Genomic DNA, 21,726 nt, shown 5'->3' on the forward strand with positions numbered 1-21,726 from the left:
AAGGATGTGCGTTTTTTTCGCTTCTCTTTTGCAACCGTTTTTTGCATCATTGATTTCATTCATTTTTGTAACCAGGATAATGCTATGTCTGATCTGAATGCCCGCCTGCTCGCCCAACGTATCGATACCGTGCTGGATATTCTGGTTGCCGGAGATTATCACTCGGCGATCCATAATCTGGAGATCCTCAAAGCCGAACTGCAGGCATTGTCTCACGACGAGCCAGAGAAGGATTCAGGGCAATCAAAAGCGCCGTGGGAAATCTGATTGATTCCTGTCCCCCAGCACGCCTTAAGGCCTGCTGGACGCCGTATAGACCTCTAACTGTGATGTAGCTATGAACGCCCGACAACAAAGTATTTTACAAATGGTCATTGATAAAGGCCGCATGAGCGTTGCCGATCTGGCCAGGATGACCGGTGTCTCCGAAGTCACTATTCGTCAGGATCTGAATTCGCTGGAAAAACAAAGCTATCTGCGCCGCACCCACGGCTTTGCGGTACCGCTTGATAGCGAAGACGTCGAAACCCGCATGATGACCAACTTTGCCATTAAGCGTGAACTCGCCGCGCGCGCCGCGTCGCTGGTGGCAGCCGGAGAGACGGTGTTCATCGAAAATGGCAGCTCAAACGCCCTTCTGGCCCGCACGTTGGCGGAACGCGGTGATATCACTATCATCACCGTTAGCAGCTATATCGCACATTTACTCAAGGAAACGCCGGGCGAGGTCATCCTGCTGGGCGGTATTTATCAGAAGCGCAGTGAAAGCATGGTTGGCCCATTAACCCGTCAATGCATCCAGCAGGTGCACTTCAGCAAGGCGTTTATCGGCGTTGACGGCTGGCAGACCGAAACCGGCTTTACCGGCCGCGACATGATGCGCGCCGATGTGGTCAACGCGGTGCTGGAAAAGCAGTGCGAGGCTATCGTACTCAGCGACAGTTCGAAGTTCAGCGTCGTGCATCCTTATCCACTGGGCCCGATTGCCCGTTTCAATCGCGTCATAACCGACAACAACCTGAGCGAAACTATCCGCCGGCAGCTCTCCGGGAGCGGTTTAACGCTCGATATAGTCGACCCCGCCTGATCGCTTCCGCCAGCGCCCGTAGAATGGCGTTGGCAGCCTTTCTGCGTCTGAGAGTATTCTGACCCGCAATTAAGATTTTTTACCTGACGTTAAATTTTAAAATAAGTAGAATTATTATTAGCGATATAACAGGAAGTGACTATCACCTGCGTGATTAGAGCAACACCTGCGCAACTTAAGTTTCATGGAATAACCCTTAAGTCATAGCCAGTTGCTATGCTTAAAGGAAGGTGTATCCATGAATAGATTATTCAGGAGAATAAAATGATGACTTCAATGAGCAAAAAAATGGCTGCGGCCGTACTGGCGGTTACTGTAGTAATGTCCCTGAGCGCTTGTTCCAACTGGTCTAAACGCGACCGTAATACCGCAATCGGCGCAGGCGCTGGCGCACTGGGCGGCGCGGTATTAACCGACGGCAGCACCCTGGGTACCCTGGGCGGCGCAGCGGTTGGCGGCATCATTGGCCACCAGGTTGGTAAATAACCACCCCGCGTATTAAATTAATAATAATTTCGTAGTTACTGACTCACGCATCTACCAATAATTAAGGCCACGGTATTTACCGTGGCCTTGTTGTTTATTTCGTAGAAATTATCTTAGCCACCCGCTAATTTTACTTTCATCCCTTTAGCTTCCAGCAGTGATTTCAGCAAGTCGCGTTTATCACCCTGAATTTCAATCACTCCATCTTTCAGTGAACCGCCGCAGCCGCATTTCTTTTTCAGCTCCGCGGCCAGCTTCGCCAGCGCATCGTCATCGAGATCGATGCCGGTAATCAAGCAGACGCCCTTCCCTTTGCGCCCGCTGGTCTGGCGTTGAATGCGCACGATACCATCGCCTTTCGCACGTTGCGGCGCCGCTTTCGGCTCTTCAATACGCCCGCTATCGGTAGAGTAAACCAGGCGGCTGTTAGAATCGCTCATTACGCCTCCAATTTCAGCGACGCGTTGATAGCCGCAAGCGTTGCAGCCGGATCGGCAGACTGGGTAACCGGCCGGCCGATCACCATGTAATCAACCCCCGCCTGCTGCGCCTGTTCCGGAGTCATAATCCGGCGTTGGTCGCCCGCATCGCTGCCTGTGGGGCGGATCCCCGGGGTAACTAACTTAAATTCTTGTCCTAACTCTTGTTTAAAGCGGACGGCCTCCTGCGCGGAACAAACTACGCCATCGAGACCACAGCGTTTGGTTAGCGCCGCCAGTTTAGCAGCATGATCGGCAGGTGAAAGCGTGATGCCAAGGTCTTGCAAATCGCTGGCTTCCATGCTGGTCAATACGGTGACCGCAATCAGTAGCGGCGCCTCTTTTCCGAACGGTAATAACGCCTCGCGGGCAGCCGTCATCATGCGCGCGCCGCCGGAGGCGTGAACGTTCACCATCCATACGCCAAGCTCCGCGGCTGCGGCGACCGCGCGTGCGGTGGTGTTCGGGATATCGTGGAATTTCAGGTCAAGGAACACTTCAAAGCCGCGCTGATGCAGGTCGCGAACAAATTGCGGCCCCAGCAGCGTGAACATCTCCTTACCTACCTTTAACCGGCAGTCGCGCGGATCGATTCGATCAACAAAGGCTAACGCCTTGTCACGGTTATCATAATCAAGCGCAACAACGACGGGAGAGGATGTGATAACGCGAGGAGAAGAGCTAGCAGTAGACGTCATGACCGGACCTTAATTGTGGATGAGCGCCGCCAGGGCGCAAAAAAGGTAAACGGGCAGCATTCTACCTGCGAAGTGGGGAAAATGACAGGCTGGTTTTGCCCGTCTACAGACAAAAGCGGGCACGCGGCTGCAGAAATGGATACGCTAAAACCAAGACAAGTATGTTGTAACTAAAGTCAGGTTTTTTTTAGAAGTTACTGGCCATCAAGGCCACGAATCGGCTTGATAGTCGCCCAAGAACGGCAGGACGGGCAGTGCCAGTACAGGGTGTGAGAAGTAAAACCGCATTTCTGGCAGCGGTAACGCGGTTTGCTCCGCACCTGCTCGCCAACCATATTGCGCAGAACCCCCAGGCTCGCCTTCGCGCGCCCTTCTTCCGCCTCATTAAGATGGTAGTCCATCAGTTTGTGGAATACGCGCATCGTCGGGTGGCGTTCCAACTGGCGAGTCACATAGCTCTGCGCGGCCTCGGCGCCTTCCTGCTGCTCGATAATTTGCGCCAGCATAAGCTCCGCGGTCGCCCCGGTGTTCTCTTCTACACAGCGGCGCAGGAACGCTTCCCACTCCTCATGCTTACCCAACTGCTGATAACAGGTTTGCAGCATTTCCAGGGTTTCACCAACCAGTTCTTTATCCTGGCCAATCACCCGTTCCAGGCTTTCTACCGCTTTCGCGTAGTCGCCTTTTTCCATCCACACGCGCCCCATCATAATCGAGACGCGGGCGCTGTTGCGGTCCGCCGACGCGCCTTTTTTTAGCAGCGTCATTGCTTTATCGAGATCGTTACTGGCCATCTGCTGCAGCGCCAGCTCACACCAGAAGTTGGCGATATCGCTGCGATGCTTTTCTTTGCCCAATTTTACCAGCCGTTCGGCAACTTCAATAGCGGACTGCCAATCGCTGGTTAACTGGTAAATTTGCAGCAGTTGTTGTAGCGCGCCCAGGCGGAAGTCGGTTTCATCTACCAACTGCTTGAACATATCTTCCGCGCGATCGTACAGGCCCGCGGCCATGTAATCACGGCCCAACTGCTGGACGGCGAGCAGGCGTTGGTCGTAGGTGAGCGAGGCGCTCTCCATCAGGCTTTGGTGAATGCGGATAGCGCGGTCAACTTCGCCGCGAGAACGAAACAGGTTGCCAAGCGTCAGGTGGGCTTCAACGGTGCCGGTGTCCTCTTTCAACATATCAAGGAACAGATCCACGGCTTTATCCTGCTGGTTGCTCAGCAGGAAGTTGACCCCAGCGACATAATCGCGCGACAGGCGATTAGCATCGTCCTGTTTGGACTGTTGTGCGCTCCTGCGCCCCATATACCATCCATAGGCTGCGGCAACGGGAAGAAGCAGAAACAACAACTCCAGCATAGACGGTTATTCCTTGACCGCAGGGACGCCGGCATCAGCAGGCGCTACGGTCACTGGCGCGATCTGCTGCTCCAGGCGTTTAATTTTACGCTCGGCGCGGGCCAGCGATACTCGTACCCGTAACCAGAACAGGCCGCAAATCAGCCAGCCAATCGCAAACCCGGCAGCAAATAACACCGCCAGCAACGTGGAGATGCGGAATTCACCCTGCGCGAGCAAATAGTTGAACGTGACAAGTTGGTCATTTTGCGCACCCAGCGTCACAGAGATGACGAAGATAGCTAACACCAGTAAGAAAATAAGTAAATATTTCACATGACTTCCCGTTCTGTGGGTTGCGCGAGTAAAACGCGTTCAAGCCCTATAAAGTATCATTTTCACCGCAGTGGTGAAATGGAAAAGCATGACACCCGTCATGATATGCGGCCGGGTGTCGCGAAAATCAACATAAACAGCGTCAGGTTGCGCGTTTTTTGATATCCGTCGCCTCTTCGACAGGCGGGGTTAACGGGCCGCAAAAACGCTGCGTGAGCCAGGTCGCCGCGGTAACCAGCAGCCACGAAAGGCTGGTCGCCACGATAAGATCCTGCGGCCAGTGCATGCCCAACGCCAGGCGGCTGCCCATGACCGCCGTCGCCCATCCTAACAGCACACCGATAGTCACCCAGCGCCGACGCGGCCACAACAGCCCGACGCCCAGCAGCGCCCAGCTGGCGGCAAACATGGTATGGCCGGACGGAAAGGCAAAACCGGTCTCTTTTTGCCAGTGTTTACGCAAGAACCCCGGTATTGTCTGTTGTTCAGCCAATTGCTCATGCACCAGTTTAGCGCGTTCTTTACGTTTTAACTCATAGAATTGCGCCACCGGAACCTGCTGGGTTCTTTCTAACCAAATCACAAACGGCCGTGGTTCCTGCACCCGTTCTTTGATCCAGGATTTTAGCCCCTGTCCTGCCAGGATAGCAGCGCCGAGAATGAGAAACAGCACCAGCGCTTCGCGCAGACGAAAACGTAAACACCACAAAAACCAGCCAAATAGCGCTACGTGGGTAATGATTCCCCACGGTTGGGTGACGGTTTCAGTCACCCAGTACCACATTTTCAACATGGCCGGGGCTTGACCTGGCTGCCACTGCCAGCCGGAGAGCCAGACCATAACGGGCATAACAAGCAATAGCGCCGCCCCGATGGCGGTCCTTTTGGCAATTAACAGCATCGTATCTCCTTCTCTTTCCTTCTGAATATCATAACGGAAAGTAGATCGTTTGTGCGCTTTCCGCGCAGGCGGTCGTTGGTAATTAGGAGAACGTCGCGGCGTTGTGGCAAAATAGTAGTAAACAGAAAGCACATTCAGGTGCTGTCAGAATCTGGAGAATCACATGCAGCTTAAACGTGTGGCAGAAGCCAAACTGCCAACCCCCTGGGGCGATTTCCTGATGGTGGGCTTTGAAGAACTGGCAACCGGGCAGGATCATGTCGCGCTGGTGTATGGCGATATTTCGGGGCAAGCCCCGGTACTGGCTCGCGTACACTCAGAATGTCTGACGGGCGATGCCCTTTTTAGTCTGCGTTGTGATTGCGGTTTTCAGCTGGAAGCGGCGCTGTCGCACATCGCTGAAGAGGGACGCGGGATCCTGCTTTATCATCGTCAGGAAGGCCGAAATATCGGTTTACTGAATAAAATTCGCGCCTACGCGCTACAGGATCAAGGCTACGATACCGTCGAAGCCAACCACCAGCTTGGTTTTGCCGCCGATGAGCGCGACTTTACGCTGTGCGCCGACATGTTCAAGCTGCTCGGCGTCGAGCAGGTTCGCCTGTTGACTAACAACCCGAAGAAAGTCGAAATTCTTACCGAGGCGGGGATCAATATCGTCGAACGCGTGCCGCTCATCGTCGGGCGTAACCCGAAAAACGAACACTATCTCGATACCAAGGCTGCCAAGATGGGGCATCTGCTGAATAAATAATTCAGTTCCAGAATGAATCAGGGCCAGCATTCGCTGGCCCTTTCTTTTACAGCATATTACGAATCACATAATGCAGAATGCCGTCGTTCTGATAGTAAGTCAGCTCAGTCGCGGTATCAATACGACAGCGACACTGAATGACCTCCTGCTGTCCATCGGCGCGGGTAATCGTGACTGGAACCTGTGCCGCGGGATGCAGCGCCTGCAGGTTGCTGATATCAATCCGCTCTTCGCCGGTCAACTGTAGCGTTTTACGCGTCACGCCTTGTGGAAACTCCAGCGGTAATATCCCCATGCCGATAAGGTTGGAGCGGTGAATACGTTCGAAGGACTCGGCAATGACCACCCGCACGCCCAACAGACGCGGCCCTTTTGCCGCCCAGTCGCGGCTGGAGCCTGAGCCATATTCTTTACCGGCGATTACCGCCAGAGGCGTACCTTCGGCTTTGTACAGCATAGCCGCATCGTAGATGGCGATAGGCTGCGTGTCCGGCAAATGACGCGTCATCCCCCCTTCTACACCTGGCACCATTTCGTTACGGATACGAATATTAGCAAAGGTGCCGCGCATCATGACTTCATGGTTACCGCGTCGCGAACCATAAGAGTTGAAATCGCCGCGCGCCACGCCGTGCTCCTGCAAGTAGCGTCCTGCCGGGCTGTCAGCCTTGATACTTCCTGCCGGGGAAATATGGTCGGTGGTGACGGAATCACCAAGCATCGCCAGGATCCGAGCGCCATGAATATCTTCCACCGGTTTCGGCTCAACCCCCATCTCATCAAAGAATGGCGACAGGCGAATATAGGTAGAGTCATCCTGCCAGCGATAGGTATCGGAACGCTCAACCTGAATCGCTTTCCACTCCTCGGTACCTTCAAAGACTTCGGCATACTCTTTACGGAACATCTCGGTAGAAACCTGCTGCACAGCGCGAGCAATCTCCTCGCCGCTCGGCCAGATATCTTTCAGGAACACCGGCTTACCGTCTTTACCAACCCCAAGCGGTTCGCGGGTCAGATCGATGTTCATATTGCCGGCCAGCGCATAGGCTACGACCAGCGGAGGCGACGCCAGCCAGTTGGTTTTCACCAGCGGATGGATACGACCTTCGAAGTTGCGGTTGCCGGAGAGTACCGCCCCCACGGTCAGGTCTCCTTTTTTGATTGCCTCTTCGATAGGTTCCGGCAGCGGCCCGGAGTTACCGATACAGGTTGTACAACCGTAGCCAACGAGGTTAAAGCCCAACTCATCAAGATAAGGCGTCAACCCCGCATGCGCCAGATAATCGGAAACCACTTTCGAACCCGGCGCCAGCGAAGCTTTTACCCACGGCTGAGGTTTAAGGCCGCGCTCAACCGCGTTCTTCGCCAGCAGGCCGGCGGCCATCAACACGCTTGGGTTGGAGGTGTTGGTGCAGGAGGTGATTGCCGCAATCGCCACCGCGCCTTCCGGCAGCGAATAGCGTTGCCCATCGAGAGTGTAATCAACCGGTTGACGCGATTTTTGCGTTTGATTCACTTCCAGTTCGTTGCTGGCGGCAAACGCTTTCGGCACATCGCCCAACGCGACGCGGTCCTGCGGCCGTTTCGGCCCGGCGAGGCTGGCCTCAACCGTCCCCATATCCAGCGCCAGGGTGCTGGTAAAGACCGGCTCATCGCCCGTCTGGCGCCACATGCCCTGCGCTTTGGCATACGCTTCAACCAACGCCACCTGCTCTTCGCTGCGTCCGCTGAGGCGCATATAGCTGAGAGTCACTGCATCGATCGGGAAGAATCCGCAGGTCGCGCCATATTCCGGCGACATATTCGCAATGGTCGCCCGGTCGGCCAGCGGTAACGAGTCAAGGCCGTCGCCGTAGAATTCTACGAACTTGCCAACGACCCCATGTTTGCGCAGCATCTGGGTCACTGTCAGCACCAGATCGGTCGCGGTGATCCCTTCACGTAGTTTCCCGGTCAGTTTGAAACCAACGACATCGGGAATGAGCATGGATACCGGCTGACCAAGCATCGCGGCTTCCGCTTCAATCCCGCCTACGCCCCACCCTAATACGCCGAGACCGTTGATCATGGTGGTGTGCGAATCGGTACCCACCAGCGTATCCGGGTAAGCCACCCATTCGCCATTCTGCAGTTCGCTCCAGACGGCACGGCCAAGATATTCAAGGTTTACCTGGTGGCAGATCCCGGTTCCCGGCGGCACGACGCTAAAGCGGCTGAAGGCCTGCTGCCCCCAGCGCAGGAATGCATAACGCTCGTGGTTCCGTTCCATTTCAAAACGCACGTTGTCTTCAAAAGCGTTTTCATTACCAAAACGGTCTACCGTCACCGAGTGGTCGATGACCAGGTCAACCGGAGAGAGCGGGTTCACCTTCGCGGTATCGCCGCCCAGGCGTTTTACCGCTTCGCGCATAGCGGCTAAATCCACCACCGCCGGTACCCCGGTGAAATCCTGCATCAGCACGCGTGCCGGTCGGTAGGCAATTTCGCGGTCGGCGTGCGCTGTCGCCAGCCAACCGGCCAGCGCCTGAATGTCTTGCTCCGTCACCGAGTCGCCGTCCTGCCAGCGCAGGAGGTTTTCAAGCAGAACTTTGAGAGATTTGGGCAGTCGGGTGAGATCGCCCAGGTGTTTAGCGGCCAGCGCCAGGCTGTAGTAATGGTAGGTTTTGTCTTTGACCTGTAGCGTATCCTTACTGGCTGCTCGTAGTGTTGACGACATAGCTCCTCCTTTATCACAGGGATACATGCCCTGAACTCCTCAGGGTCTTTATTAAAGATAACACAAACTTGGCATAACACTTTGATAACAACTCAAATTGCTAAAATTGACAAAACCGTACAGTTCAGAAATTTTGACGAGAATAGTATTACAGCACGGATATATTTGATGAGGGTGAGTAAGTTCCGAACCTGTTCACTAAGCGGGAATAGAAAAAGAGCTAATCACCGATATGCAATGATTAGCTCAGGATGGATTAACATTTAAAGCTGATAAGTCGGAAAATAATTTCTTCCACCGTGTTCCACAATTCCGGGTGCTAATTTTACCAACCTCCTTTTGTCACAAAAGTGAAATATAACCTTCTCTGATAAACTGCTTTAGCTAATAATCCAGATGAATAATGCAACGATGCACCAGAAAGCGCTAAGCCCCATCAGTAGCGAGCCCCAAACCTGACTGCGCAGCGTTGGATCGATTTCCGCTTTATGACGTTCGTACGACATCGCGAGCTTTGCATAATCGATATTGTTTATCATTTCATCACCACCAATTGCTAAAATCATCAGGTACAGATAAATCTTAATAAGATATATAAAATAGATCCAGCTAATTCAGGAATAGCTAAAAGGCTTTTAACCGTTATTTTGATCGCAGCGGGTATAATGGAAAAGGGATGAGGTAAAATCCGCAGAAATGTGATTACAACGAGGTTTATAAGTTCTGATAAGGTCCATAATAGAAAATGGCACTCCCCAGAGGAAATGCCATTTATCGATACGATTATTTTTCCGGCAGTTTAATATCTTTGAACATCGCCTCTATATCCTCATTCGAACGTAGCGCCACGGCCGTATCTACCACATCCCGCGTCAGATGCGGCGCAAAACGCTGAATAAAATCATACATATAACTTCTGAGGAAAGTGCTTCGGCGGAAGCCTATCTTGGTGGTGCTATGGCTGAAAATACCATTGGCATCAAGTTTTACCAGGTCCGGATCGGACACCGGATCGACCGCCATGCTGGCAATGACCCCAACGCCAAGCCCTAAACGCACATAGGTTTTGATAACATCGGCATCAGTCGCCGTGAAGACGATACGCGGAGTGAGCCCGGCGCGATTAAACGCCGTATCCAGCTCGGAACGCCCGGTGAAGCCGAAGGTATAAGTCACCAGCGGGTACTGCGCGAGCTCTTCAATGGTCACCGAACCTTTAGAAGCGAGCGGGTGATCCGGGGTCACCACAATGGAACGGTTCCAGTGGTAGCACGGCAGCATCACCAAATCGTCGTACAGATGCAGCGCTTCGGTAGCAATCGCAAAGTCAGCATTGCCCTTAGAAACCGCTTCTGCAATCTGCGTCGGCGATCCCTGATGCATATGCAAAGAAACCCGAGGATAACGCTCAATAAAGCCCTTAATCACCCCAGGCAGCGCATAACGCGCCTGCGTGTGGGTGGTGGCAACGTACAATGAGCCTTTATCCGGCCAAGTGTGCTCCCCTGCCACGGATTTAATAGCCTCAACTTTGGACAGCACTTCGCGCGCGATGCGAATAATTTCCTGCCCGGCTGGAGTGACCTGAGTTAAATGCTTACCGCTGCGGGCAAATATCTGAATTCCCAACTCATCTTCCAGCATGCGCACCTGCTTGCTGATGCCAGGCTGCGAAGTATACAAGCCTTCGGCGGTAGAGGAGACATTCAGGTTATGGTTAACAACCTCAACGATGTAGCGGAGTTGCTGTAGTTTCATGGCTGATATCCGTAAACGCGTCAAATGAATCCGCTTAATACCCATTACGTTCAGACTGCTGTCTGCCGGCGGCAAAACGCCAGACATTCCCTGCGGCGCGCCGAACCAGCGCCACAATGCGTCCTGAAAACGATGATGTATAAGACGATTTGATAATAAAAAAGTGATTCGCTATAACCACTATATCATTTATATCTACAGTGTATAGATGCTAACAAAAAATAATAACTCGGTTATAACGTGGGAGCCACGAGGCGGTAATACGAGGAAAACAGGAGAGAAAATGGGCCGCATTGCGGCCCATTCAGAAGGTTACTTTTTCGCTTCAGTCCATTTACCGTCGATAAAGAAGGCGGACCAGCCGGTCGCTTTACCCTCTTTCTCGGAGGAGACGTACTGTTGCTTGGTCTTACGACTAAAGCGTACCAGCGTTTTATTGCCTTCCGGATCCTGCTGCGGCGCATCGGCCAGATAGCGCAGCTTTTCAGGCAGACGATCGCGGAAGCGGTACAACTCTTCCACTAATGGCGCACGCGTCTCACGTGATTTCGGGAAGGTGTTTGCCGCCAGGAAAACGCCCGCCGCGCCATCGCGCAGGACGAAGTAAGCGTCGGACTTCTCGCATGGCAGTTCCGGTAAAGGCACCGGATCTTCCTTCGGTGGAGCCACTTCGCCATTACGCAGAATCTTACGCGTATTTTTACATTCGTCGTTGGTGCAAGCCATGTACTTACCAAAACGCCCCATTTTCAGGTGCATTTCAGAGCCGCATTTCTCACACTCCACGATAGGGCCGTCATAACCTTTGATACGGAACTCGCCCTCTTCAATCTCGTAGCCATCGCAGGTCGGGTTGTTGCCGCAGACATGCAGTTTACGCTTCGGATCGATAAGGTAGCTGTCCATCGCTGTGCCGCATTTCTGACAGCGACGTTTAGCGCGCAGCGCGTTGGTTTCGGCATCATCGCCTTCCAGCACGTTGAGAACTTCGTTTTCCGGTACCAGGTTGATAGTGGTTTTGCAACGTTCTTTCGGCGACAGCGCGTAGCCAGAGCAACCGAGGAATACCCCGGTGCTGGCAGTACGAATGCCCATTTTACGCCCGCAGGTCGGACAGTCGATGCTGGTCAGCACCATTGGGTTCGGCTGCATGCCGCCCTCTTCTGGATCCTTCTCAGCCGTTTGTAGCTGGGAGGTGAAATCGCCGAAGAAGTTATCCAGTACCTGTTTCCACTCGGCCTGATGATTAGCCACCTGATCGAGGCGGTCTTCCATCTGTGCGGTAAAATCGTAGTTCATCAGATCGCGGAAGTTCTCTTCCAGACGATCGGTGACGATTTCGCCCATCTTTTCAGCGTAAAAGCGACGGTTCTCGGCGCGTACATAGCCGCGGTCCTGGATGGTCGAAATGATCGACGCATAAGTGGACGGACGACCGATGCCGCGTTTTTCCAGCTCTTTCACCAGCGAGGCTTCGCTGAAACGCGCAGGCGGTTTGGTGAAGTGCTGCGCTGGGGTCAGTTCCACCAGGCTCAGGCTGTCGCCCTGATTGACCACCGGTAACGTACGGTCTTCATCGCCTTTACGCAGCGCTGGCATCACTTTCGTCCAGCCGTCAAAGCGCAGCGTACGACCGCGGGCTTTCAGTTTGAACTCTCCAGCCTGTACCGTCAGGGTGGTTGAGTCGTATTTTGCCGGCGTCATCTGACAGGCGACGAACTGACGCCAAATCAGTTGGTATAATTTCTGCGCATCGGCTTCCATGTCTTTCAGTGATTCCGCCATCACGTTCACGTCAGAAGGACGTATCGCTTCGTGCGCTTCCTGTGAATTTTCTTTGCTGGCGTACTGATTAGCGCTTTCAGGCAGATATTTTTTGCCGAAGTTGTCGCCGATATAGCCGCGAACCATGTTCAGCGCATCCTGACTCAGGTTGGTAGAGTCGGTACGCATGTAGGTAATATGGCCGGCTTCATACAAACGCTGGGCCATCATCATGGTTTTCTTCACGCCGAAGCCAAGACGGGTACTGGCGGCCTGCTGCAGCGTGGAGGTGATAAATGGCGCGCCCGGCTTGCTGCTGGTCGGCTTATCTTCGCGCTCCAGCACGCTATATCGCGCTTTTTCCAGCAGCGCGACGGCAGCCATGGTTTCGTCGCGGTTAACCGGACGGAACGGCTTGTCATTCTTGTGAGTTACCTGCAGCGGTAATGCATCGCCGCCCGGCGTGGTAGTACTGGCGTCGATCTCCCAGAACTCTTCCGGAACGAAGGCTTTAATTTCGCGTTCGCGTTCAACGACCAGACGGACTGCGACAGACTGCACGCGGCCAGCGGACAGACCGCGCGCAATTTTTTTCCACAGCAGTGGAGAAACCATATACCCCACCACACGGTCCATAAAGCGGCGCGCCTGCTGGGCATTAACACGATCGATATTCAGCTCGCCCGGCTTCTCAAAGGCCTGACGAATCGCGTTTTTGGTGATTTCGTTGAACACCACGCGGCTGTAACGTTGCTCATCACCACCGATAACTTCCCGCAGGTGCCAGGCAATGGCTTCCCCTTCGCGGTCAAGGTCGGTTGCGAGATAGATGTGGTCGGCTTTTTCCGCCAACTGTTTGAGTTCTGAAACTACCTTTTCTTTACCCGGAAGTACTTCATAATGCGCATTCCAGTCGTGCCATGGGTCTACACCCATGCGGTTGACCAGAGCGCCACGTTCATCCTTTTTAGGCTTTTTAGCCCCTTTGGTGGAGGTAGAGTCGGCGCTCTTTTTGGAAGCTGAGCCACTGGTCGGCAAATCGCGGATATGACCGACGCTGGATTTAACCACGTAGTCATTACCCAGATACTTATTGATCGTTTTGGCTTTTGCCGGGGACTCAACGATAACGAGAGCTTTACCCATATTCACCTTTACCTAATTTAATTCATCCAGGAATACATCGCACATTGATTCACCATCCACTAGCGACGTGCCTGATATGTTGCGGCCACGTCGATGGATATCAACCCTCTGCACGCCCAGTTTCACATCCATAAAACCAGATAGCTGAGTTTGCTGGCTTTTGCGAGCCAGGTTGCATAGCACGAAGAATTTTTGGCCGAATGTCAAGCAAATCTGTTGCCAGATCGCTGAAAGCGTCACACTGTACCTGATAAAATTCGTTACGCAACTTTATTAGCATGCAAAAGCCAACTCCGCCAGTAAAGTGATGTTTCTTAGCCGGTTACAATTACCCCTGCACAATCAATGGAAAATTTGCCCGTTGCCCTCTCGCGGCGTAGACTACCCGCGAAGAACTACAGGAGTCAGTTATGCAAGGTACAACCCAACCCATCGAACGCCAGGCGTTACTTGAAATTGCCAACCAACTCATTCGCGATCATGAAGATACGTTAGCCGGAATTGAAGCCACCAACGTCGTTCAGCGTAACGGGGTTTTGGTGTTCAGCGGCGAGTTTTATCTTGATGAACAAGGTTTACCGACGGCGAAGAGCACTGCCGTATTCAACATGTTCAAGTATCTCGCTCATGAGTTGTCAGATAAGTATCACCTGGTCGATTAATCGCCAGTCATTGATGGACCGGCTCTCGGCTTAAGCCAGCCAGAAACAGCAACGCGAGGTATCAGCCTCGCGTTGTCTTCATTACATTAACGGTTTTTGTCCACGCTGCCACCAGCGCAACAAGAGACGGTCAGCGCTTTCCGCCGCGCTCCCGGTAACGCGATCGAGCAATTTCTTACGCTGCTGGTAACGCACGCTAATCACATCGTGGTTATCCATCATGCTCAACAGGAGTTCATCGCTGGTTTGTACCGCATCCGCCAGCCCTTTTTCCAGCGCCTGCACGCCGTACCAGTGCTCGCCGGTCGCCACCTTTTCGATATCCAGCGACGGGCGCATCTGATGCACGAAATCTTTAAAAAGCTGATGGGTTTCATTGAGATCTTCGCGGAATTTCTGCCGACCTTCCTCGGTATTTTCGCCCAACATGGTTAACGTGCGTTTATATTGCCCGGCGGTATGGAGTTCAATATCGATATCTTTGTTTTTCAGGAAGCGATTGATGTTGGGGATCTGCGCCACTACGCCAATCGAGCCAAGAATAGCAAACGGCGCACAGACGATTTTGTTCGCCACACAGGCCATCATATAGCCGCCGCTGGCAGCGACCTTATCGACCGCAACCGTCAGCGGGATCTGTTTATCACGTAAGCGCTGCAGCTGCGAAGCTGCCAGACCATAACCGTGAACCACGCCGCCGGGGCTTTCCAGACGCACCACCACCTGGTCACGCGCCTTCGCCGAAGCCAGCACCGCCGTGATTTCTTCGCGCAGACCGCTTACCTCGTGGGCATCCATGCTGCCTTTAAAATCCAGCACCCAGATACGCGCCTTGCCGCTGGGTTCCGCGGTGCCCAATTTTGCCCGCGCTTTGGCCTCTTTGGCTTCCTGCTTATGTTTTTTCTTCTGCGCTTTATGCCAGAGTTTTTGCTGCGGGCCATCCAGCAGCGCCACCGCCAGCTCTTCTTTCATCTCCTTATATTGCTCGCTAAGATTCGTTACCCGCAGCTCGCCGCGCTGCTTCTTACGCTGAGTCAGATTAACGATTATGGCGGCGATAACCGCAATGGCGACGACGATAGTCGCAGCCTTGGCTAAAAATAAGCCGTATTGAGCAAGTAATTCCACGTTTTCACCTTGTGTAAAGCACTGACGTTGACGCACAGTGTACATCAGCCTTTATCATCAAGTCTCTGCGCTTTCCGTGCGCTGCGAGGCGCATTCCCGTTTTTTTTGTCGCAATGAAATCGTTGCAAGATATTAATTCTGCGAAGACTTTCCCTTTGACTGATTGCAATCATCAATCGTTTAAGGCATAAAGCGCAAAAGTAAGATACCGAATAAGATGTGGCCGTACGCAGGCCAGCAGAGGAGTCGCCGTGCATTATCAACCGCAATATCACCTACTTAAAGACCGTATCATTCTGGTCACCGGCGCCAGCGACGGCATCGGCCGCGAAGCCGCCCTCACCTATGCGCGCTACAGCGCAAGCGTAGTACTGGTCGGCCGTAATGAAGAAAAGCTGCGCGCCGTCGCGCAAGAAATTGAACAGGCCGGCGGCATTGCCGCGCGCTGGTTCACTCTCGACCTGTTGACATGCACGCCGCAGGAGTGCCAGCAGCTGGCGCAGAAAATCGCCATTCACTACCCGCGCCTTGACGGCGTACTGCATAACGCGGGCCTGCTCGGCGACGTATGTCCGATGGATCAGCAGGATCCTGAGGTATGGCAGCAGGTGATGCAGGTAAACGTTAACGGCACGTTTATGCTCACCCAGGCGCTTCTTCCTTTATTACTCAAGTCCGATTCCGGCTCACTGGTGTTTACCTCTTCCAGCGTTGGCCGCCAGGGCCGCGCCAACTGGGGCGCCTACGCGGCCTCTAAATTCGCCACCGAAGGGATGATGCAGGTTCTGGCCGAAGAGTACCAAAGCCGTCATCTGCGGGTAAATTGTATCAATCCTGGCGGGACTCGCACCAAAATGCGCGCCAGCGCCTTCCCGACCGAAGATCCGCAAAAGCTGAAAACCCCCGCCGATATCATGCCGGTCTATTTATGGTTGATGGGCGACGATAGCCGGCGTAAAACCGGTATGACCTTTGATGCCCAGCCGGGGCGTAAACCAGGGATCTCCCAATGAGCGATCAACGCTACCGCGAGCGCCAGCAGCGGGTAAAAGACAAAGTCGATGCGCGGGTCGCCGCCGCCCAGCAAGAACGCGGGCTAATCATGGTCTTTACCGGTAACGGCAAAGGCAAAACGACTGCCGCCTTCGGTACCGTCACCCGCGCGGTTGGACACGGCAAAAAAGCCGGCGTGGTGCAGTTTATCAAAGGTACCTGGCCTAACGGCGAGCGCAATTTGCTGGAGCCGCACGGCGTGGAGTTTCAGGTCATGGCCACCGGCTTTACCTGGGATACGCAAAATCGCGACAGCGATACCGCCGCCTGCCTCGATGTCTGGCAGCACGGGCGCCGAATGCTGGCCGACGACAGCCTGGATCTGGTGCTGCTGGATGAACTTACCTACATGGTGGCCTATGATTATCTGCCGCTGGAAGAGGTGCTGACGGCGCTGCGCAACCGTCCAGCGCATCAAACGGTGATGATTACCGGCCGCGGCTGCCACCGCGAGATCATCGAGATAGCCGACACCGTCAGCGAGTTACGCCCGGTAAAACACGCCTTTGACGCCGGGGTTAAAGCGCAGATGGGGATTGATTACTAAGCGCCAGTCGGGCCAGGAGCTGGCTATTGAGCGGCAGACACAAACAGTCCTCGCCGAGCGCCAGTTGCTGGTCGAGGACGTTTTGCCGCGAAACAAAGCGTTTGCGGTATTCGGTCGGCGTCAGTCCGCAGTATTTGTTAAAGGCGGCTATCAGGTATTTGTGCTCCTGAAAACCGCAGCTATGGCTGATTTCGGTGATCGGCGTGCGCGTATCGCGTAGTAGATTACGAGCCTTATTCAGCCGTACCAGGGTCAGATACTCTTTAAAGTTGTAACGACTCACCCGCTTAAACAGCCGGGAAAACCACGAATAGCTCATCCCGCTGTGCTCGGCCACTTCGCTTAACGTCAGTGGCCGGTCGTAATGCAGATTAATATAATCGATGCCTTTTTTAATCATCGACTCTTCGCGTAGCGAACTCTCCTCCCGCTCCTGCGGCTCGCCTGCCGTCACCAATGCATCAAGCAGCAAATATATCGCTGCGATACGCTGGAATGGCGTACGGTTATCGACTAGCTGTTGCAGCAGCGCCGTGAGCCGCTGGCGCACCTGCCAATCCGCGTTCTGCGCAACACGCCCGGCGGTGCACCATTCCAGCCGCGGAGAGGGATGCATTTCATCAAACAGACCCGGCGAAAACTGTACGGTGACCAGCTGGCTACCGGCCATCTCCGCGCTGAGTGAATGCACTTCCTCCGCGTTGATATACAACATATCGCCCTCGCGTAGTAGCCACTCCCGCTGGCCGACGGCCAGCGTAAAACCGCCATGAAGGACGGTGATAAGCTCCGGCGCCGGGTGCCAGTGAGGTTCGCAGTAGCGCACCTCAGCGGCAAAAACGTTGAGTTTCTCAGCGTCGAAGGCGATCAGCTCATAACCGCTACCGGTCGCCGGCTGCCCGCTTTGCGTTACCTGACGAGGATGCGTCACTGAAAACGGGAACACGGGTTACCTCCTGAACTTTTGTTATTGATGATCCGCCAGCACGGCATTGAGTTCATCGCGGTCGATATCCAGCGCCAGGAATTCAGTCAATGCAATGAGCAAACCACAGAACAGATCCGGCGCCAGGCGGATAAGCTTTTCACGTACCTGGTCTGGCGCTACGCCGCTTTTCGCCGAAATCAGCGCCACCACGCGGGCAAAGGCTTCCGGCTGTTGAATAAGCTGTTGGAGAGAATTGTCGTCGCACAGCGGTACATAGCGCGCAGGGCAATCAATCTCAACGCTTGCCGTTAATGGAAGATCGCGTGACGAGGCGCCCACGTAGATTTGCCACTGCCCTGGCGTCACCAGCCAATCCGCCAGCCCCGGATGATAGCAAGCTAAATCAGCGACGGGCAGCGCGAGCGCGACACGACGCGTTTCTCCCGCCAGCAACGACACTTTGCTAAAGGCTTTCAGCGCGCGAACCTCGCGGATCAGTTCTCCCTCCGGGGCCGCAACGTACAGTTGTACAATCTCCTTGCCCTCACAGTCGCCGATATTCGTTAAATCAAACGCTACATGCAGGGTTTCGCCTTCGGCAAGCCGCGAGGCGGAGAGCGAAAGATTGGCATAGCGGAATTGGGTATAGCTCAGGCCAAAGCCAAACGGGAAACGCGGCGAAAGACGGCGTTTATCGTAATAGCGATAGCCGACAAATAATCCCTCGCCATAATGATGGCGCAGGTTTTCCCCCGGATACTGTAGCCAGGCGGGCGTCTCTTCGAGCGTATTTGGCACCGTTACGGTCAGCTTACCGCAGGGGTTACATTTACCGAACAGAATTTCAGCAACGGCGCGCCCCATCCCCTGTCCGGCGAAGAAGGTTTCCAGCAGCGCCCGGCATTCGCCAAGCCATGGCATCACCACCGCGTCGCTGTTGGCCAGCACCACCACCACGTTTGGCTGTACCGCAGCGACCTCGCGGATCAGCCGTTCATGCGCGGGCAGAATATTCAGATCCTGGCGATCGCCATTCTCGCCATCCTCACCGACCGCCGTGCTGACAAAAACCACTGCTACATCGGCGGCACCGGCGACATCGCGCGCCTGCGCCAGAGCCTGCTCATCGCTTTGATTGTCGTCTGGCGCGCCCGGCGCCCACGAGACCTTAAAGTCATCCCCGGCAAGATCGAAAATCTCATCCAGCGGACGGTCCAGCAAATACGGAACCGTGGTGGCACAACCTGAGCCCTGAATAACCGGCTCCTGTGCGGGCTTACCGATCACCGCGATGCGCGGGGTTTTATGTGGTTTCAGCGGCAGCAGGTTGTCTTCATTTTTCAGCAATACGATGGATTCTGCCGCTAAACGCTGCGATAACGCATGGTGTGCGGCAAAGTCAGCGCGCATTTGCGGCCGGCGATGTCGTTGCACTTTATCGACCAGTTCAAGCATCCGCAAACAAGCCCGGTCTACCACCGGCATTGGAACCTCGCCGCAAGAGATTGCCGCCAGCAGGGTTTGTTTGTCCCGGCGGGTTTCCGGCATCGCCAGGTCATTGCCGGCAAGCAGCGATGCCGGGCGATCTTTAATACCGTACCAGTCGGACATCACCAGACCGTCATACCCCCATTCATCACGCAATACCTGGGTCAGTAAGAACGGATCCTGCGATGTTTGAACGCCATTAAGACGGTTATAAGAAGACATCACCGTCCAGGGCCGGGATTTGGCAATCGCTCGTTGAAAACCGGCGAGATAGATTTCGCGCAGCGCCCGCTCCTCAATAATCGAATCCATTTCGGTTCGCCGATACTCGGAGTTATTGGCGGCAAAATGTTTAAGACTGGCGCCGACGCCTTCGGCCTGTAAGCCGTTAATCAGCGCCGCGGCGATATCCCCACTAACGACCGGGTCCTCTGAATAGTATTCATAGCCGCGTCCAGCCAGCGGGGTGCGCCGAATGTTAATTCCCGGCCCCAATAGAATACCCACCCCCATCTGTTGGCATTCGCGACCCAGCGCTTCGCCCATCTCCCGTACCAGTTCAACATCCCAGCTACAGGCCAGACTGGAGCCATTCGGAAAACAGGTGGCCGGCAGCGAGGCGCTGAACAACGCTTCGCTGCCGCCCTTGGCGACAGGCTCGTCGGCGCTGGCCTGGTCGGCGGTTTGAGTTATCACCGAGATGAAGTCATCCATACTCCACTTTTCATTGCCATCTATTTGCGCACTGCTATAGCGCACGCCGTAGGTACCATCGGTCATCACGATATCGGGGATACCATGCTGCGGCAACGATGCCGTACGCCACAGGCCACTGCCGGTCAGCAGCGCCACTTTTTCCTCTACCGACATGGCGGCAATAAGGGTACTAAAATCGTTATTCATCTCTCTGACTCCTTGAGGTTAAAGCGCGTTTTGCTTACGCAGGCTGATTTTTTGCACGATATCGCGATAGGTATTTTCATCCAACGAGTAGCAGGCTACGAAGATGGCGCTGATAGCGAACATCGCGCCGGGGAAGAGCGTCATCAGAATATTGATGCCATTAATCGCATCGCTGGTCACATTACCCGCATCATAGTGATAGAGATCCAGCATCCAGCCCGCGCAACCGCCGCCAATAGCCATCGCAATTTTGGTGATAAAGTTAAAGAAACCGTAGATTGCGCCTTCAGAGCGTACGCCGTGATGCCATTCAGCATATTCGACAGTGTCGGCAATCATCGACCACATGGCGACAAAGCCCATACCTAATGTGATGCTGTAAAGACATACACCGCTCATTATCAGCCACAGGTTATTACCAGCGATGAAATATTGCATCAGCACCCCCAGCACGCCAATTAACAACGCCAGAAGCGCCATTTTCTTTTTTCCTATCAGCGCAATCACTTTCTCGGAAATGATGGTTCCAACGATATAAGCACCTGATTGAATCATGAAGAAAGTTGCGGTAAACCCTTCGCTGCCGATAATGTATTTAATAAAGTAAATGGCGATCGCCATCCAGACGGTATAGGCGATATAGAAAAATACGGTAAATAATGACAGATGAATCAGTGGAGCATTGCCTAATACCGCACGGAACATTTCACGAAGCGTCGGCGCATTCATTTCATCCTCTTCGCCAACTCGTTCTTTGGTCATGGCAAAACAGGCAAGAAACATAAAAGTCGCTAACAGCGCAAAGCAGGAAACGGCAAAGACATAGCCCATCTGTTTGTCGTTAAAGGGCGAAATCAGCCAGTCGGCGGTTGTGGAAACAATCAGATACCCGACAATCGCCAACACAAAGCGGTACACGGACAGCGACGAGCGCGAGGCTTCATGCTGCGTCAGGCGGTTGGTCAATGCTGAATAAGGCGTGTTAACCGCCGTATATGCCAGGCAATAAATGGTATAGGAAGCCAGCGCGAAATAAAATTTAGCTTCCCCGCCAAATGGCACAAAACACAACACGGTTAAAAAACCTAACGGTACCGCACCATATAATAGCCAGGGACGCAGCTTGCCATATTTACTCTGCGTCTTATCAATTGCAAAACCAATCAAAATATTAAATATTGCATCAATCACCCGGGCGATCACAAAGATCAGGCTCGCCTGTACCGCGCTGATGCCATAAATATTTGTATAAAAAAACAGTAAGAATAACGAGACAAAACCGAACGATAAATTAGAGGCGAAATCACCTAAGCCATAGCCTATCTTTTCTTTTACGCCGATGACCACATAGCTTGCCGATAACTTTGTTGTTGTACTCATTGCGGGCTACCTGTTTTGTAATCAGTGCCGACAGTATATGGCGACGCTAATAACATCACTTTGCGTTATTTGTCTGCGTAATTCCTGTTTCTTGTCTTTATGCAAAAGTGTGAAAAATGTCACAAGCGAAGGGATAAAGGAGGAGCGTTCCGGCGGGAGACCGCCG

General features: G+C 53.8%; 20 protein-coding genes. 7 read left to right on the forward strand and 13 right to left on the reverse strand.

Features of this window, described 5'->3' with window-relative positions; genetic code table 11:
* Positions 1-84 precede the first annotated feature (84 nt).
* The 3 genes from PGR10_RS05705 to osmB all read left to right on the forward strand — a co-directional run bounded on the left by PGR10_RS05705 (position 85) and on the right by osmB (position 1,573).
* Positions 85-267 (forward strand): hypothetical protein, encoded by a 183-nt coding sequence (locus tag PGR10_RS05705; protein WP_015366235.1) that lies wholly within the window; start codon positions 85-87, stop codon positions 265-267.
* 70 nt (positions 268-337) lie between these two features.
* Positions 338-1,087, forward strand: a complete 750-nt coding sequence (locus PGR10_RS05710) for a DNA-binding transcriptional regulator YciT (RefSeq protein ID WP_087859379.1) — start codon at positions 338-340, stop codon at positions 1,085-1,087.
* A gap of 267 nt (positions 1,088-1,354) precedes the next feature.
* Positions 1,355-1,573: an osmotically-inducible lipoprotein OsmB gene (gene osmB / locus PGR10_RS05715; RefSeq protein ID WP_032688354.1), complete on the forward strand. Its 219-nt coding sequence runs from the start codon at positions 1,355-1,357 to the stop codon at positions 1,571-1,573.
* 113 nt (positions 1,574-1,686) lie between these two features.
* Here the strand turns inward: osmB and yciH are convergent, their stop codons facing one another.
* The 5 genes from yciH to pgpB form a co-directional block, all read right to left on the reverse strand.
* A complete protein-coding gene (gene yciH / locus PGR10_RS05720) occupies positions 1,687-2,013 on the reverse strand; it encodes a stress response translation initiation inhibitor YciH (RefSeq protein WP_015705734.1) in 327 nt (108 codons plus the stop codon).
* Positions 2,013-2,750: an orotidine-5'-phosphate decarboxylase gene (pyrF, locus tag PGR10_RS05725; protein WP_045393148.1), complete on the reverse strand. Its 738-nt coding sequence runs from the start codon at positions 2,748-2,750 to the stop codon at positions 2,013-2,015. The genes yciH and pyrF overlap by 1 nt, the downstream gene beginning before the upstream one ends.
* Before the next feature lie 194 nt (positions 2,751-2,944).
* Positions 2,945-4,114, reverse strand: coding sequence for a lipopolysaccharide assembly protein LapB (lapB, locus tag PGR10_RS05730; RefSeq protein ID WP_087859378.1), 1,170 nt, complete (start codon positions 4,112-4,114; stop codon positions 2,945-2,947).
* Between the two features lie 6 nt (positions 4,115-4,120).
* Positions 4,121-4,429, reverse strand: a complete 309-nt coding sequence (locus PGR10_RS05735; protein ID WP_045374686.1) for a LapA family protein — start codon at positions 4,427-4,429, stop codon at positions 4,121-4,123.
* Between the two features lie 142 nt (positions 4,430-4,571).
* Complete coding sequence (gene pgpB, locus PGR10_RS05740) at positions 4,572-5,330, reverse strand: phosphatidylglycerophosphatase B (protein WP_087859376.1); 759 nt, start codon at positions 5,328-5,330, stop codon at positions 4,572-4,574.
* Positions 5,331-5,493: 163 nt separating this feature from the next.
* Between pgpB and ribA the strand changes: the two genes are divergently transcribed.
* The gene (gene ribA, locus PGR10_RS05745) at positions 5,494-6,084 is read left to right on the forward strand and encodes a GTP cyclohydrolase II (RefSeq protein WP_015366227.1); all 591 of its coding nucleotides are present in this window, start codon (positions 5,494-5,496) and stop codon (positions 6,082-6,084) included.
* A gap of 46 nt (positions 6,085-6,130) precedes the next feature.
* On the opposite strand, the gene acnA is transcribed toward ribA, so the two are convergent.
* The 4 genes from acnA to topA all read right to left on the reverse strand — a co-directional run bounded on the left by acnA (position 6,131) and on the right by topA (position 13,471).
* Positions 6,131-8,803: an aconitate hydratase AcnA gene (gene acnA, locus PGR10_RS05750; protein ID WP_430923153.1), complete on the reverse strand. Its 2,673-nt coding sequence runs from the start codon at positions 8,801-8,803 to the stop codon at positions 6,131-6,133.
* A gap of 380 nt (positions 8,804-9,183) precedes the next feature.
* Positions 9,184-9,342: a YmiA family putative membrane protein gene (locus tag PGR10_RS05755; protein WP_072056445.1), complete on the reverse strand. Its 159-nt coding sequence runs from the start codon at positions 9,340-9,342 to the stop codon at positions 9,184-9,186.
* 244 nt (positions 9,343-9,586) lie between these two features.
* Positions 9,587-10,561 carry an HTH-type transcriptional regulator CysB gene (gene cysB, locus PGR10_RS05760; protein WP_015705738.1) on the reverse strand — a complete coding sequence of 325 codons (975 nt, stop codon included), beginning with the start codon at positions 10,559-10,561 and terminating at the stop codon, positions 9,587-9,589.
* A 312-nt stretch (positions 10,562-10,873) separates the two neighbouring features.
* Positions 10,874-13,471, reverse strand: a complete 2,598-nt coding sequence (gene topA / locus PGR10_RS05765) for a type I DNA topoisomerase (RefSeq protein ID WP_045393156.1) — start codon at positions 13,469-13,471, stop codon at positions 10,874-10,876.
* Positions 13,472-13,881: 410 nt separating this feature from the next.
* On the opposite strand from topA, the gene PGR10_RS05770 reads away from it, so the two are divergent.
* Positions 13,882-14,133 (forward strand): YciN family protein, encoded by a 252-nt coding sequence (locus PGR10_RS05770; RefSeq protein WP_015366222.1) that lies wholly within the window; start codon positions 13,882-13,884, stop codon positions 14,131-14,133.
* 81 nt (positions 14,134-14,214) lie between these two features.
* Here the strand turns inward: PGR10_RS05770 and sohB are convergent, their stop codons facing one another.
* On the reverse strand, positions 14,215-15,261 hold the full coding sequence (sohB, locus tag PGR10_RS05775) for a protease SohB (RefSeq protein ID WP_348854755.1): 1,047 nt from the start codon (positions 15,259-15,261) through the stop codon (positions 14,215-14,217).
* 251 nt (positions 15,262-15,512) lie between these two features.
* On the opposite strand from sohB, the gene PGR10_RS05780 reads away from it, so the two are divergent.
* The gene (locus PGR10_RS05780; RefSeq protein WP_087859373.1) at positions 15,513-16,274 is read left to right on the forward strand and encodes a YciK family oxidoreductase; all 762 of its coding nucleotides are present in this window, start codon (positions 15,513-15,515) and stop codon (positions 16,272-16,274) included.
* On the forward strand, positions 16,271-16,861 hold the full coding sequence (gene cobO, locus PGR10_RS05785; RefSeq protein ID WP_015366219.1) for a cob(I)yrinic acid a,c-diamide adenosyltransferase: 591 nt from the start codon (positions 16,271-16,273) through the stop codon (positions 16,859-16,861). Before PGR10_RS05780 ends, cobO begins: the two co-directional genes overlap by 4 nt.
* On the opposite strand, the gene PGR10_RS05790 is transcribed toward cobO, so the two are convergent.
* From PGR10_RS05790 to PGR10_RS05800, 3 genes are read right to left on the reverse strand one after another with little or no spacing between them, the layout of a single operon-like run.
* Positions 16,833-17,807, reverse strand: coding sequence for a helix-turn-helix transcriptional regulator (locus PGR10_RS05790; RefSeq protein ID WP_271032385.1), 975 nt, complete (start codon positions 17,805-17,807; stop codon positions 16,833-16,835). The two genes, cobO and PGR10_RS05790, sit on opposite strands and share 29 nt — an antisense overlap.
* A 21-nt stretch (positions 17,808-17,828) precedes the next feature.
* Positions 17,829-20,180, reverse strand: coding sequence for a beta-glucosidase family protein (locus tag PGR10_RS05795; protein ID WP_430923154.1), 2,352 nt, complete (start codon positions 20,178-20,180; stop codon positions 17,829-17,831).
* Positions 20,181-20,198: 18 nt separating this feature from the next.
* Positions 20,199-21,560, reverse strand: a complete 1,362-nt coding sequence (locus tag PGR10_RS05800; protein ID WP_411325046.1) for an MFS transporter — start codon at positions 21,558-21,560, stop codon at positions 20,199-20,201.
* Positions 21,561-21,726 lie beyond the last annotated feature (166 nt).

The organism is Klebsiella sp. 141198 (assembly GCF_050600785.1).
In the GTDB taxonomy this organism is placed as follows: Bacteria; Pseudomonadota; Gammaproteobacteria; order Enterobacterales; family Enterobacteriaceae; genus Klebsiella; species Klebsiella aerogenes.

Coding starts and splice junctions, on each gene's coding strand:
- PGR10_RS05705 (WP_015366235.1), top strand. CDS start 85: ATGTCTGATCTGAATGCCCGCCTGCTCGCCCAACGTATCGATACCGTG.
- PGR10_RS05710 (WP_087859379.1), top strand. CDS start 338: ATGAACGCCCGACAACAAAGTATTTTACAAATGGTCATTGATAAAGGC.
- osmB (WP_032688354.1), top strand. CDS start 1,355: ATGACTTCAATGAGCAAAAAAATGGCTGCGGCCGTACTGGCGGTTACT.
- yciH (WP_015705734.1), bottom strand. CDS start 2,013: ATGAGCGATTCTAACAGCCGCCTGGTTTACTCTACCGATAGCGGGCGT.
- pyrF (WP_045393148.1), bottom strand. CDS start 2,750: ATGACGTCTACTGCTAGCTCTTCTCCTCGCGTTATCACATCCTCTCCC.
- lapB (WP_087859378.1), bottom strand. CDS start 4,114: ATGCTGGAGTTGTTGTTTCTGCTTCTTCCCGTTGCCGCAGCCTATGGA.
- pgpB (WP_087859376.1), bottom strand. CDS start 5,330: ATGCTGTTAATTGCCAAAAGGACCGCCATCGGGGCGGCGCTATTGCTT.
- ribA (WP_015366227.1), top strand. CDS start 5,494: ATGCAGCTTAAACGTGTGGCAGAAGCCAAACTGCCAACCCCCTGGGGC.
- acnA (WP_430923153.1), bottom strand. CDS start 8,803: ATGTCGTCAACACTACGAGCAGCCAGTAAGGATACGCTACAGGTCAAA.
- PGR10_RS05755 (WP_072056445.1), bottom strand. CDS start 9,342: ATGATAAACAATATCGATTATGCAAAGCTCGCGATGTCGTACGAACGT.
- cysB (WP_015705738.1), bottom strand. CDS start 10,561: ATGAAACTACAGCAACTCCGCTACATCGTTGAGGTTGTTAACCATAAC.
- topA (WP_045393156.1), bottom strand. CDS start 13,471: ATGGGTAAAGCTCTCGTTATCGTTGAGTCCCCGGCAAAAGCCAAAACG.
- PGR10_RS05770 (WP_015366222.1), top strand. CDS start 13,882: ATGCAAGGTACAACCCAACCCATCGAACGCCAGGCGTTACTTGAAATT.
- cobO (WP_015366219.1), top strand. CDS start 16,271: ATGAGCGATCAACGCTACCGCGAGCGCCAGCAGCGGGTAAAAGACAAA.
- PGR10_RS05795 (WP_430923154.1), bottom strand. CDS start 20,180: ATGAATAACGATTTTAGTACCCTTATTGCCGCCATGTCGGTAGAGGAA.
- PGR10_RS05800 (WP_411325046.1), bottom strand. CDS start 21,560: ATGAGTACAACAACAAAGTTATCGGCAAGCTATGTGGTCATCGGCGTA.